Genomic DNA, 303 nt, shown 5'->3' on the forward strand with positions numbered 1-303 from the left:
GTGCCGATGCCGATGCCGAACAGCATCGCCCAGGCGAAGCCGGAGAGGGTGGTGCCGCCGAACAGCGCCAGCGGCAGGCTGGCCAGGAACACGGTGGAGGAGGTGCCGAGCGTGCGGTTGAGCGTCTCGTTGATCGACAGGTCGATCAGGTCGCGCAGCGGCATGGTTTTGTATTTGCGGAGATTTTCGCGAACGCGATCGTAGACCACCACCTTGTCGTTGGTGGAGTAGCCGATGATGGTCAGAATGGCGGCTACCATCACCAGATCGAACTCGATATGGGTCAGCACCAGGAAGCCGATG

General features: G+C 61.4%; 1 pseudogene. It reads right to left on the minus strand.

Features of this window, described 5'->3' with window-relative positions:
* Positions 1-303 (minus strand): annotated as a pseudogene (locus tag R5H29_RS19195) (protein translocase subunit SecF); the annotation flags it as partial.

The sequence above is a fragment of the Stenotrophomonas sp. A3_2 genome (assembly GCF_036624925.1).
GTDB lineage: Bacteria > Pseudomonadota > Gammaproteobacteria > Xanthomonadales > Xanthomonadaceae > Stenotrophomonas > Stenotrophomonas hibiscicola.